General features: G+C 63.2%; 10 protein-coding genes and 1 tRNA gene. 4 read left to right on the forward strand and 7 right to left on the reverse strand.

Going from position 1 to position 12,407, the window contains the following annotated elements; translation table 11 throughout:
• The first annotated feature begins 267 nt into the window (after positions 1–267).
• Positions 268–591 carry a hypothetical protein gene (locus tag JW929_09970; protein MBN1439725.1) on the forward strand — a complete coding sequence of 108 codons (324 nt, stop codon included), beginning with the start codon at positions 268–270 and terminating at the stop codon, positions 589–591.
• 61 nt (positions 592–652) lie between these two features.
• Here the strand turns inward: JW929_09970 and JW929_09975 are convergent, their stop codons facing one another.
• The 6 genes from JW929_09975 to JW929_10000 form a co-directional block, all read right to left on the reverse strand.
• Positions 653–2,887, reverse strand: coding sequence for a 6-phosphofructokinase (locus JW929_09975; protein ID MBN1439726.1), 2,235 nt, complete (start codon positions 2,885–2,887; stop codon positions 653–655).
• A 235-nt stretch (positions 2,888–3,122) separates the two neighbouring features.
• Positions 3,123–3,195: transfer RNA gene (locus tag JW929_09980), tRNA-Glu, on the reverse strand.
• Positions 3,196–3,363: 168 nt separating this feature from the next.
• Positions 3,364–4,203 (reverse strand): SDR family oxidoreductase, encoded by an 840-nt coding sequence (locus JW929_09985; GenBank protein MBN1439727.1) that lies wholly within the window; start codon positions 4,201–4,203, stop codon positions 3,364–3,366.
• A gap of 860 nt (positions 4,204–5,063) precedes the next feature.
• Entirely contained in the window at positions 5,064–5,606 is a 543-nt protein-coding gene (locus JW929_09990) for a DUF3109 family protein (GenBank protein MBN1439728.1), read from the reverse strand.
• 97 nt (positions 5,607–5,703) lie between these two features.
• Positions 5,704–8,637: an excinuclease ABC subunit UvrA gene (uvrA, locus tag JW929_09995; protein MBN1439729.1), complete on the reverse strand. Its 2,934-nt coding sequence runs from the start codon at positions 8,635–8,637 to the stop codon at positions 5,704–5,706.
• Complete coding sequence (locus tag JW929_10000; GenBank protein ID MBN1439730.1) at positions 8,634–9,386, reverse strand: phosphoadenylyl-sulfate reductase; 753 nt, start codon at positions 9,384–9,386, stop codon at positions 8,634–8,636. Before JW929_10000 ends, uvrA begins: the two co-directional genes overlap by 4 nt.
• A 256-nt stretch (positions 9,387–9,642) precedes the next feature.
• Here JW929_10000 and JW929_10005 point away from each other — a divergent pair, with 256 nt between their 5' ends.
• The 3 genes from JW929_10005 to JW929_10015 all read left to right on the forward strand — a co-directional run bounded on the left by JW929_10005 (position 9,643) and on the right by JW929_10015 (position 11,705).
• On the forward strand, positions 9,643–9,993 hold the full coding sequence (locus JW929_10005) for a helix-turn-helix transcriptional regulator (protein ID MBN1439731.1): 351 nt from the start codon (positions 9,643–9,645) through the stop codon (positions 9,991–9,993).
• Positions 9,990–10,643 (forward strand): RDD family protein, encoded by a 654-nt coding sequence (locus JW929_10010; GenBank protein MBN1439732.1) that lies wholly within the window; start codon positions 9,990–9,992, stop codon positions 10,641–10,643. Before JW929_10005 ends, JW929_10010 begins: the two co-directional genes overlap by 4 nt.
• Before the next feature lie 480 nt (positions 10,644–11,123).
• Positions 11,124–11,705 carry a CPBP family intramembrane metalloprotease gene (locus tag JW929_10015; protein MBN1439733.1) on the forward strand — a complete coding sequence of 194 codons (582 nt, stop codon included), beginning with the start codon at positions 11,124–11,126 and terminating at the stop codon, positions 11,703–11,705.
• A gap of 134 nt (positions 11,706–11,839) precedes the next feature.
• On the opposite strand, the gene JW929_10020 is transcribed toward JW929_10015, so the two are convergent.
• Positions 11,840–12,295 (reverse strand): polymer-forming cytoskeletal protein, encoded by a 456-nt coding sequence (locus tag JW929_10020; GenBank protein MBN1439734.1) that lies wholly within the window; start codon positions 12,293–12,295, stop codon positions 11,840–11,842.
• Positions 12,296–12,407: the final 112 nt, after the last annotated feature.

The following is a 12,407-nucleotide window of genomic DNA, read 5'->3' on the forward strand; positions in this document are numbered from 1 at the left end:
ACTCCGGAATGGGTGGCCGGATAACTCCGGAATCACCGGCCGGATAACTCCGAAACGGGCGGCCGGATTAGGCCGGAAAATGCAATTTTTATCATTCTGCTAAATACCCTCCATTTATTCGAACGCTTGGGTCAAAACCCTAACCTTGAGTGTCTGGTTCCGACTCTGTTGTTCGAGGGGATTATCCTTATTGTTGGCATTTACTTCTATGTCAGGCAATCCTCCAAACAAAAGGCTTCCTATACGATCGTCGGATTCAATAAAAGAGTGCTGGAGCTCGTGCGCCGGGCGCTGGAATTGAACCATGTGCAATATCGGGAAAGGTTTGAGGATTTCGAGTTGGTAGACACCAACGCAATAATAAAAACCTCGATTTCCGGCATGTTCGGAACATCCAAGCTGGAAATCGATCCTCCGGAGAAACAGCCCCTTCTGACCGAAGTGATCCAAACGATGAAATCGATTGCCGAAGAACATCAAGAGCTCTTCTATCCGGCGTCGATGGTCTTCCATTCTTTGTGGGGGATAATCCTGCTTGTGATTACCATCGGATATACCTTTATCATAATAAAGTATTACTCTCTTCCATAAATAACTGGAGAGGCGGATTGCCCAAGGCGGGTTGTATGCGCCCGGGGCAATCCGCCCCGCATTATTCCTTCTTCGGGCCCGGCTTGGAGAGCACCTTGGCCACCCCGCGCATGTCCATCCACCACTGCTCCTTGGGGCGCGAGAGGGGGAGATCGACCATCCGCGGAAGATCCTCGAGATTATAGAATTGGGTCTTTCCCCGCTGCATGCCGATGAACATCGCCGGGGGGCTGTCCGATTCGGGCAGGTCGGTCAGGTGCTCGATGCAGCGCGCCGCCAGGCGCGTGGCCTGGATCCGGTCGAAGGGCGAGGGATTCCCGCCCTGCTGAAGATGGCCGAGGATCGCCTGGCGCACGTCGAACAGCTCGTGCCCCTCCTCCTCGAACAGCGCGTACATGAAGGCGGTGGTGTAGAGCGGGTTGGCGTTTTCGTTGCGGATCATCAGGCTGATCCGCTTTCCGCCCTCGAAACCCGCCTTGAGATTTTCCAGGTCCTGCTCCAGGTCCTGCAGGGTGACGCCCTCCTCGTGCAGGTAGACCCGCTCGGCGCCGGTGGCCATGCCGCTCATCAGCGCCAAGTACCCGCAGTAGCGGCCCATTACCTCGACCACAAAACAGCGATGGAGCGAGCCGCTGGACTGCTTGACTTTGTCGACCGACTCGACGATGTTGTTCAGCGAAGTGTCGGCGCCGATCGAAAGCTCGGAGCCGGGCAGGTTGTTGTTGATCGTCGCCGGCATGCACAGGAGCGGGATATTGTAGGCCGGAAAATTCTCGCGCTCCTTCCACAGCCGGTGGGCGGCCTCATAGCCGGACCAGCCGCCGATGATCAGCAGGCCGTGGATGTCGAGCTCCTCGATGTTGCGGGCGATGGCGTACAGCTCCTTGCCGGCCGGGACTTTGCGCCCGGTGCCGAGCTCCGATCCGCCGCGCGGCGCCCAGCCGTTGACGCTCATCCAGTTCATCTCCTGGATGTCGCCGTTAATCAACCCCTGCAACCCGCCGCGCACGCCGAGCAGGGTGTGGCCTTTGTCGAGCCCGAGCCGGACGGCCGAGCGGACGGCGGTGTTCATCCCCGGCGCGGGCGCGCCGGAGTTGAGGACCGCGATCCGCAGCTTGCGCAGGCCGGGCTTGGGCGCATGCGGCAGCGAGCGCACCATCGTCCGCAGGGTCCGGAAGGTATCCTTGAAGGAATCGCCGCGCAGGGCCATCGCCTGTTCGTAATCCTTGGCCGCCACCACTTGCGACACCTTCTGGGTCTTTTCCACGCATTCCATCAGCGGTGTGCAGGCGACGCGGTTTTCGCGCCAACCGACCACCATCGGCTGGGAGTCGGCGGTGCTGCGTTCAATCTGCTCGACGGCCGCGTGGCCCATCAGCGTGCCCAGGTTGCGGTCGAACGCGCTCGGGGAACCGCCGCGCTGGACGTGTCCGAGGATCGTCACCCGGCAATCCTCGCCGAGCTTTTCCTCGAGCACCTGCTTGACATAGGCGCTCGTGATCGGCTTGCCATCGCGGTCGGTGGCTCCCTCGGCGACGATCACGGTGGTGTCGCGCCGTCCGGCGGCGCGGCCGGCCGCCAGCACCGCGCACATCTTGTCCTCCCAGTTGTCCACGTCGGGCGGGGATTCGGGGATCAGCACCCAGTCCGCGCCGCAGGCCAGCGCGCTCATCAGCGCCAGGTAGCCGCAATGGCGGCCCATCACCTCGACAACGAACGTGCGCTGATGGCTGGTGGCGGTGGAGGAGATGGCGTCGACCGCCTCGACAATGCGGTGCAGGGCGGTGTCGGCGCCGATGGTCATGTCGGTGCCGTAGAAATCGTTGTCGATCGATCCGACCAGGCCGGTGACCGTCAGGTATGGATGCCGTTTGGCGGTTTCTTTGCCGATTTTCCCGCCTTGGACGAGCTCCTCGAGCAGCGAGGGCCATTCCCGGCGGAAGATGTCGGCCCCGGTCAGGCTGCCGTCGCCGCCGATGACCACCAGGGCGTCGATTCCGTAGGCGGCGAGGTTAAAGGCGGCCTTGAGCCGGCCCTCGCGGGTGCGGAAATCCGCGCATCTTGCCGTGCCGATCACCGTCCCGCCGCGCTGAAGAATCCCGCCGACCGAATCCCAAGCCATCGGTTTGATCGCGTTTCCGCCGTCGACCATGCCCTGGTAGCCTTCGGTAATGGCAAACACCTCCAGGCCGCGGTCGAGCGCGGTTCGCACCACGGCGCGGATGGCCGCGTTCATCCCGGGGGAATCGCCCCCGCTGGTCAGCACGCCGAGTTTCCGCTTGTCCGCCTTTGCCATACGGCCTCCTGATCCCCAGAGGAACCGGGGCGGGGAGCTTTTCGGATCTTTCGATGGTTCCTGACGGTACGAAATTGGAGAATCGAAGAACAAGTATACTCCCGTACCTCCCTCATCCCTTCCCCCTCACCCGGATTATTCTGCAAGAGGGGAAGCTGGTCGTATTCCGGCAGGGTGAGGGGACCGCCTATGCAAAAGCGGAAGACCGTTTCGGTCTTCCGCCTCCGGGTGCAAGTGCCCCCACGGAGATTCGAACTCCGGTTTAGGCCTTGAAAGGGCCGCGTCCTGGTCCACTAGACGATGGGGGCGTGCCTTCGAGGAAACGGGCGGCATTGTACCATGGGGGGCGCCGTTCCCTCAAGCGGTAGATCTCTCAGGATCATGGTCTGGCCCGCCCCCCTGTGGTCCCCCCATTCCGAAGGGAATGGGGGGACGTGTTCTTGGGGGGAGGAAGAACGGCGGCCTGCGCGGCCGTCCTACGCCGCCGTCATCCCGCCGTCCACGACCAGCATCTGGCCGGTGACGAAGGAGCTGGAATCCGAGCACAGCCACACCGCCGCGGCGGCGATCTCCTCCGGGCGGCCGGGCCGGCCGAGAGGCTGCAACATGCGCGCCATGACCCTGCCGGCGGGCTCCCAGCGCATGACCCCGTTGATCCCGGCTTCGAGCCATTGCGGCCGGGCCGGGTCCGGGACCATCGCCCCGATCGATATGCGCTTGAGCGTCCGCGCCGCCATCGGCGTATCCACCAATCCGGGGCAGACGACGTTGATGCGGATGTTGTGCGCCGCGTATTCCACCGCCGCCGTCCGCGAAAGCTGGATCACGCCGCCTTTGGCGGCGGCGTAGGCCGGGAACCCGCGCTCGGCGACCATCCCGGCCACCGAGGCCGTGCTGACGATCGCGCCGCCGCCCTTCTGCTCGAGGAACCGCCGGATCTCGGCCCGCATGCACAGCCAGACTCCCTTGAGGTTGACGGCCAGGATGCGGTCCCAGTTCGCCTCTTCACACTCGGCCGTCGGCGCCAACTCGCCTTCCAGGCCGGCGTTGTTGAAAGCCGCATCCAGCCGTCCGAAGGCGTCCACCGCCGCTTCCACCGCCGCCTCCACCTGATCGGCGCGGGTCACGTCGCAATGAACAAATTGGGCGCGGCCGCCGCCGCGGACGATCGCTTCGGCCGCGGCGTTTCCTTCGGCGTCCAAAAGGTCGGCCAGGGTCACCGACGCCCCTTCGCGGGCCATCGCTTCCGCGGCCGCTTTGCCGATCCCGGATGCGGCGCCGGTGATGAGTATGGATTTTGATTCCAGCAAGCCCATACGGCCTCCTGATTTTCCGGAGATGGTTGCCTTGGCGGGAGAAAGGCCGGAAAACCATCGGCGCCCCCGCAACCGTCCCCATCCGAAGGAATGGAGGAAGTGGAATTGGGAGGTCGGGAAACAGGTGATTTGTCCGGCAAGATCAGATCATAATGGGAAAAAGGCCGCGGCGCCGTAAAAAAGAAGTAACTACTCGACCGGTGATCGTCATGTCGGCATCCGGGGCATCATCGGAAACCGCCGGATCCCGGCTTCAATCGCTCCGGGGTTATTACCAAAACCGAATGGATTTGCTCAGCCTCTCCCTCATCCGCCTTTCTGTCGCATCGCTCCGGGACAGGTTCGGGCGCCTTCTCCCAGGCCGACAACGGCGGAAAAAAGAACGTAATTAACCAAAACCGTCAATCTCGGGGGATGGGCTGGGAGAAGGATGGGATGAGGGGAAAATGAAAACTGGTTTTTCCGGACATTTATATAATTCATACATCGGGGTGAGCAGACACAACCGGATTATATTTCCCGAAAAAACCTTTCAATATTCTGATGGTTTAAGGGGCTGACTGGAAAGCGGAAAAACGATTGATCCATTGAAACATTGCCTTCTGGTTGTGTTGTCATCCCCGCGCCGGCCCTCGGCGCGTTCTTCGCCGGGGGTGTTTTTAGCCCAAATCCAGGGTGGATGCCCGCTGGATACACCCCGTTTCCCTCGCTTCCCTCGCTTCCCTCGCTTCACGAGGGCAGGCGCGAGGGCAGGCGCGGGCATGACCCCTTCTCTTGCCTTTTCAGATATTCAACGAATTCACGAGACAAGTTGCTAACAGGGTTCTGAAAAATGCCTTTGACAGCACCCGCCTTTTTCATCAACCTGCAAAGTCGGATACCCCATTTTCGCGCACCTGACTATCCCTGCCACCGACGCTTTTTAAGAAGGCGATCTCGTCCGCCAGGCAATCCGACATCCGGAGGATTTTTTCGCCTTGGCGGAAACAGCCGCCCTCCTCCGCCAGCAACTCCTTGTCGGAGGCGATGGTGAACTGGCCTTGCTCGAAGGTGATCGGGTGGATGATGCAGTGGAACGGCTTCCAGCGCCAGGGATGATACCCGGCGGCTTGCGAAGCGGCTTGAAGCGCGCACCGCCAATCCGCCCGGAGGAAGATGCATTCGGTGCCGCCGTAATGCGCGGGATTGGGAACGGTCGCGGTGGCGACAACCCATCCGGACGGGAAGAAATCATCCCGCTCCCGCTGCTCCCCGAACCAGGCGCGCGGATCCCGCCGCGATTCCGGCATGTATGGCAGGATGGATTCGAGGTTGGCGAGGATGTCGTTCTTTTCCAGCGGATCCACCCACACGCCGTGCAGGCAGCAGGCGCCGCGGCATTCCGCGAGGCGGCAGCGGCGCAAAGCCGTTTCTCGGTGGATATCCTTGGAGAACTTCAAGGGATGCGGAAAGCGGAGGATGGTCATCGCGGGATGGTCGCGGCCGGGCCGAACCGGAGAGTTATCCGTGTCTGGAGCGGGCGGTACTGGCCGACGGGCGGGATTTCGCCGCCTTCACCGGCCCGGCGGAGGAACGCGCGAGCAGGGCGCGCAGGAACCGGCCGGTGTGGGTGTCGGCTTGTGCGACCTGTTCGGGTGTTCCTTCGGCGACGATCCGTCCGCCCAAATCGCCGCCCTCCGGTCCGAGGTCGATCAGGTGATCCGCGGCGGCGAGGATATCGGGGTGATGCTCGATCACGCATACGGTGTGGCCTTCTCCGACCAGCCGCTGCAGCACGTCGATCAGGCCGCGGACATCGGCGGCGTGCAGGCCGATAGTGGGCTCGTCGAGGATGTAGAAGGTGTGGCCCGCGGAACGGCGCGCCAGCTCACGGGCGAGCTTCACCCGCTGGGCCTCGCCGCCGGAAAGCGTCGTCGCCGGCTGGCCGATGCGGATGTAGCCCAGCCCGACATCGTGGAGCGTATCGAGCTTGCGCAGGATGCCCGGGAACGCGGCGAACAACTCCCGCGCCGGATCGACCGTCAGCTCAAGCACGTCGGCGATCGTCCGGTCCTTGAAACGCACCTGGAGGGTCTCGCGGTTGAAGCGCGCCCCGCCGCACACCTCGCAGGGGATGAACACATCCGGCAGGAACTGCATCGAGATTTCCACCTGCCCCTGGCCCTGGCAGGCCTCGCACCTCCCGCCGCGGGCGTTGAAGGAGAACCGGCCGGGGCGGTATCCGCGGACCTTGGATTCCGGAAGCGCGGCGAACAGCTCGCGCAGTTCGGCGTAGAAGCCCACGTAGGAGGCCGGATTGGAGCGCGGGGTCCGGCCGATGGGGGTCTGGTCGATCGGGATGACCTTGTCGATGTGCTCGCGCCCGGCGACTGAATCCCACGGCCCTTCCCCGGGCGGATCGACCGCCAACGCCCTCAGCACCACGTCGAAGAGCAGGGACGATTTTCCGGATCCGGAAACGCCGGTGATGCAGACCAGCATGCCGAGCGGGATGCGCGCGGTCACATTCTTCAGGTTGTTGGCCCGCGCGCCGCCCACGGTGAAGAAGTCCCCGTTCCCCGCCCGGCGCTTTTTCGGCGGCCGGAAGCGGAATTCGCCCTTCAGAAAACGGCCGGTGAGCGAAGCGCCCTTCTTCTGCAGGTCCTGCGGGGTGCCTTGCGCCGTGAGCTCGCCGCCCAACGGCCCGGCGCCCGGGCCGAGTTCGATTATCCAATCCGCGGTGCGGACGATCTCCTCGTCATGCTCCACCACCAGCACCGTGTTGTCCAGGCCGCGCAAGCGCAGCAGGCTGGCGAGCAGGCGGCGGGTGTCGTGCGGGTGCAGGCCGAGCGAGGGTTCGTCGAGGACGTAGAGGACGCCGCTCAGGCGCGATCCGATCTGGGTCGCCATGCGCACCCGCTGGCCTTCGCCGCCGGAAAGCGAAGCGGCGGTGCGCGAGAGGGCGAGATAGCCCACGCCGACTTCCTCAAGATACTCCAGGCGGTGGCCCACTTCCGCGAGGATCGGCGCGGCCACCGCGCGCCGGACGGCGCCGCCCTCCTCCCCGCGCAGGACGTCTGCGCCGCGCAGCTCCTCCACCCAGGCCCGCAGGCCGGAGACGGTCAGATCGCAGATTTCGACGATGTTGCGGCCGGCGACCGTCACGGCCAGCGATTCCTTGCGCAACCGCTTCCCCCGGCAATCCTCGCACACCCGCTCGCGCATCAAGCTTTCCACCCTTCCGCGGAAGGTTTCGCTCGCGCTTTCCTCGTACCGCCGCCGCAAATAGGGGATCAGCCCCTCATAAGGCGATTCGAAAAAGGAGCGTTTGCCGTCCCGCGCGGGGAACTCGACGCGGATCTTCTCCGCTCCGGTTCCGTAAAGAACCGGCCGCATCCGTTCCGGGGAGATCTGCCCGACCGGCGATTCCGGATCGAATCCCAAGCGGGCGGCGAGGGATTCGATCCACAGCGACTGCGAACGCTGGCCTTCCTCGCGCTCGAAGGCGAACAGCGAGAGCACCGCCTCGTCCAGCGGCTGGGACGGATCGGGGAACAGCCGGGCCGGATCGATTTCCAGCCGCGAGCCCAGCCCCTGGCAGGCCGGACAGGCGCCGTGGGGCGAGTTGAAGGAAAACGAATGCGGCTGAATATCCGGCAGGCTGATCCCGTCGACAGGGCAGGCGAAGCGCTCTGAGAAAAGCGAATCCGCCGGCGGATCGGCGGACAGGTTGTGGACGATGAGGAACCCGTCGCCGCTGCGCAGGGCCGTTTCGACCGAATCGGTCAGGCGGGTGAGGAATTCGGCCGAGGGCGCATCGGGGATCACCAGCCGGTCGACCACCGCCTCCAGGTCGTGGGGAATGTGTGGGTCGAGCCCGGGCTCGGCGTCGGTTTCCTGGAAGCGGCCGTCGATGCGCATGCGCACAAATCCCGCCCGGCGCATTTCCTCGATCGCGGCCTCGTGCGCTCCCTTGCGCGAGCGCACCGCCGGCGCGAGGAGCGCCAGGCGCGTTCCGGGCGGAAACGCGGCTACGGCGGCGGCGATCTCCTGGGCGGACTGCTTTTCCACCCGCCGCCCGCACACCGGGCAGTGGGGCACGCCGGCGCGCGCGTAGAGCAGGCGCAGGTAGTCGTAGATTTCCGTGACGGTGCCGACCGTTGAGCGGGGGTTCGCGCTGAGGCCGCGCTGGTCGATCGCCACCGCGGGGGAGAGCCCGTCGATCCCGTCCACGTCGGGGCGGCGCAGCTGGCCGAGGAACTGGCGGGCGTAGGCGGAGAGGCTTTCCACATAGCGGCGCTGGCCCTCGGCGAACAGCGTATCGAAGGCCAACGAGGATTTGCCCGAGCCGGAAAGCCCGGTGACGACCACCAGCTTGTTCTTGGGGATCGTCACCGAGAGGTTTTTTAGATTGTGCTCCCGCGCCCTCGAAATGCGGATGACCTCGCCGGTCATTTCTTCGATGACCTTTTTTCTGCGGGGACGGGGGAGGCCTCCCCGTACTCGGCCATCGTCGAATTGACGTGGATCCCGCATTCGCCCCCGGCCTTGGTGGTTCCCGCCCACCGTCCGGCGCGTTCGAAGCGGCCCCAGGTGCCGGCCAGCGTGCACGGCCGGCAGCCCAGCGAGACGTAGCCCTTGTCGTACAGCGGATTGTAGGGGACATTGTTGGCGCGGATGTAGCCCCAGACGTCCTCGGCGGTCCAGGAGGCGAGCGGGTTGATCTTCACCAAGTCGTTGGCGACCTCCACCACGCGGATGTCCTTGCGGTGCTCGGTTTCGTCGCGCCGCAGGCCGGTGATCCAGGCGTCGTAGTTGCGCAAAGCGCGGGCCATCGGCTCCACCTTGCGGATCCCGCAGCAGCGGCCCGGATCGGTGCGATACAGGTCCGCGCCGAGCGTGCGCTCCTGCTCCTCGACGCTGATCCGGGGGGTGAATTCGTGCAGGTTGAGCTTCCATTCCTTGCGCAGCTTCTCGATGAATTCGATCGTCTCGGGGAAATCGTAGCCGGTGTTGAGGTAGATCACGTCGAGGTCGGGGCGGATGGTGCGCAGCATGTGGAGCAGGACGATGCTGTCTTTCCCGAACGACGCGGCGATGCACAGGCAGCGGAATTTCGCGCAAGCCCACTTGAGGATCTCCTGCGGGGCGGATTTTTCGAGCTGTTCGATTTCGGTTTTAGAGATGTCGGTTTTGTGGGCCATGGCTTCCTGGTATATCGGGATGAGATTGCCGCGATGCACCGATTTCGCGGGATGGGCAACGGCTTTCTGTCCGCTGGACGGCATATCGCACGGCCGTTCGCTTATCCGTGAAAATATAACATGGTTTTGGATATAAAGTCTCTAAAAAAGAGACGTTTTTCGGCAAAGAGGGGATGTTTTTTCCACATTCTTTACTCGCCGATGAGTCTTGACAAATAGCCATAGCAATGTATAATACTTAGCGAGGCTAAATATTATGGAAGAAAAAACAACTTTCGATAAGGAGTTAAAGCGGGGCACGCTCGAGATGATCCTGCTGCAGATGATCTCCGAGCGGCAGATGTACGGCTACGAGCTGGTCTCGACGCTCGAATCCCGCGGGGGAAGCCTGTTCCGTCTGAAGGAGGGGACGCTGTATCCGGTCCTCTACCGGCTGGAAAAGGCCGGCCACATCGACGCCCGTTGGGAGACGCTCGAGCGCGGCGTGCCGCGCAAGTACTACCGTCTGACGAAATCCGGCGCCAAATTCCTGGAGGCGCGCGTCGCCGAATGGAAGGCATTTATCTCCGCAATTGAGCGGCTGATGGAAAGGGAGAAAAACCAATGACCCAGGCACCGTCGAATATCGCACAACAGTACGTCCGCAAAGTGATGGATCTGATCTACGCTCCGGAGAGCGACCGGGAACGGATCCGGGCCGACCTGGAGGCGCATCTGCGCGAGGGGATTGCCGGCGGAGAGGACATGAAAACGCTGGTCGAGCGGATGGGCGATCCGCGCGAGGTGGCGGCCGAGTTCATGAAGGAGGTCCCGCTGGTGTATGCCGGCTTCGGCCGCCGGGCGGCGGCTTTTCTGGTGGACATGGTCTTCATCATCGGCTTCGCCGCGCTTGCCGCCGCGCTGACGATCGTGCTTGCCAACGCCGTTCCGCAGAACCCCGAAGGGATGCCGGAGAAGGTCCTCGGCGGCGTCCTGATCGTGCTGGTCTTGATCGGCGCCAACGCCTGCATCGCCATGATCCTCGCCTACTTCCCGCTGCTCGAAGGGCGGTTCGGCCGCACGGTCGGCAAGTACTTGCTGGGCCTCCGGGTGCGCTCGGAGGACGGTTTGCCTCCCACCTATTGGCAGGCTTTCCTGCGGCGGCTTTCCTTTTACTTCGAGATCTTCCCGCTCGAAGCGCTGTTTCTCGCACTGCAACCCAAGCGGCAGCGCTGGTTCGACCTGCTGGCCAAGACGGTGGTGGTGCGGGAACGCTGAGCAGATCCGGCCCCCGCCTCTCCCCCATCACTCTTCTCCGGTTCCGCAGGGGGTGGCGGGGGAGAGGCTTCTTTCCCACATGCGGACCATTCCGCAAAAACGCACCTTTTTCGTATTTGCTCAACATGATACAAGGATTGAAAAATAGACGAAAAACCATCCAATTATTCCCCCCCTCATCCCATCCTCCCGTCACTGTCCCGTGCGGAGCGCGGGACATGCGTTCCGGGATACATTCTCACAGCCTATCGCTTGAGCTGGAGGGCTTTCAACAAATGCATAATTTCATCCGTAGATGTAGGGCTGGGAGAAGGTGCCCGAAGGGCGGATGAGGGGGAGGCTGAGGAGATACCTGTTTTCATGAACGGCAAAGGCTCTGGACCGCGCCCCGGCTTTGTCGCTTGATGGTGCGGTGGCGGGACTTCGGAAAGTTTTTTTGTCGTCCGATGCGGCATCGGCCGGCGCCGGAAGAGAGGTACGATGGACTTTCCCGTGCAGACGATCGTCTTCTCGCTGCCCTCCCTGGCGGTGATCGCCTATTACAAACTGCGCGGCGGATCCTGGCGGGATTCGCTGTCGAAAGTCGGATGGCGCGGGGCGGCGTTCCGATACCTCGCCGCCGGATTGATCTTGGGCTTGCTGACGGCGGCCGCGCTTCCACTACTCCGGCTGCTGATCCCGGAGCACGTCCTGAACGATCCGAATTTGGCGGCCTCCCGATACCGCGGGTGGACGATCGGGTTGGCCGGTTTTTTATCGGCTTGGATTCACGAGGCTCTCTACACAGCCCTTGGGGAGGAAATCTTCTTCCGCGGCTTGCTCGGGTCGATGTTGATCCGGATGGTTGGGTTTCGCGCCGGGAATTTTCTCCAGGCGGTGCTTTTCCTGCTTCCCCATCTTCCATTGCTCACCGTTTGCTCCGGATTGTGGCCGCTCTTGATCGTCCAACTCGCCATGGGATGGGTGCAGGGGTGGCTGCTGCACCGGTCCGGTTCGATTTTGCCCGGATGGATCTCGCACAGCCTGGGCAATGCGTTCGGCGCGCTGCTGTTCATGGGTTGATCTTGCGGGAGTATCGCGCCGCCGGGGGCATCCTCCACCGGCGCCCCGATGGGTCAGTTGATGGGGCGACCCGATGGAATGAAAATAAACATGCGACCCGTTGAATTGAAAAAAGGCGACCCATCGGGCCGCCCCTACTTGCGGAAGGGATTCGGCCTCGTGGATGCCTGGTCTGGGCGGATTGTGTCGTCGGATGATGCCGCCGCCGGCGCCGCCGGCTTTTCTTCCGGCATGTGAATCGTGCCTTTCAAAAAACCCCCCTCCTCGGTGGAGAGATTCGCGGTGGTGACGTCGCCGTAGATCCGGCCGGAGCGCAGGACCTGGACCTTGTCGGCGAAAATGGTCGCCTGCAGGGTTCCACCGGCCACCAGCGACGGCGCGCGGATCTCCTCGGAGACCACCTTCCCCGCCTCGCCGACGACCAGCGGACCCTCGATGTCGATCTTGCCCTCGAACACCCCCTCGATGCGGACTCCGCCCTTTCCGCTGATGAGGCCCTTGACGGAAATCCCCGGTCCGAGGACGGTTTCGATCTTGCCGGACGTGCGCAGGACTTCGGGCAGGGGGGGTGTGTCTCTTCTTTGAAACATGCATTCTCCTATTAACTATCATCCACGGAGGTCACGGAGGGACACGGAAAAGCCTAAAAATGTTTTTCTCCGTGATCCTCCGTGTTCTCCGTGGATTGGAACCAAAGGCACC

It is taken from the genome of Anaerolineales bacterium, assembly GCA_016928575.1.
Lineage (GTDB): Bacteria > Chloroflexota > Anaerolineae > Anaerolineales > RBG-16-64-43 > JAFGKK01.